The organism is Streptomyces sp. a15 (assembly GCF_059026085.1).
In genome coordinates, this window is sequence record NZ_JBWLKM010000313.1 from 1 (window position 1) to 300 (window position 300).

Annotated in this window: 1 pseudogene; it reads left to right on the forward strand. The window is 71.3% G+C overall.

From position 1 onward, the window contains the following. Positions 1-181: 181 nt before the first annotated feature. Positions 182-300 (forward strand): annotated as a pseudogene (locus AC5P09_RS52285) (DNA-binding response regulator); the annotation flags it as partial.

A 300-nucleotide genomic window follows, 5' to 3' on the forward strand; every position in this document is an offset into this window, starting at 1 on the left:
GTCACCACCAGAGTCTTCGCGATCGTCGCGTTGTCGTGCCCCTCCGCCATCAGCTTCAGCACCTCACGCTCACGCGGGGCGGCCGAGGTGCGCCTCGCCCGCACCCGGCGCAGCCTGACGGTGTACGTCCGCGACGAGGGCCAGGGCGGCGCCGACGAGCCGCCGGCTCGGGACTGCTCGGCAGGAGTCGTATGCCGCCGAGTTGTTGGGTGGTGGGAGCAGCGGGGTGGGTTATCTGCTCAAGGACCGGGTCGGGCGGGTGGATGAGTTTCTCGATGCGCTGGAGCGGGTGGCGGCCGG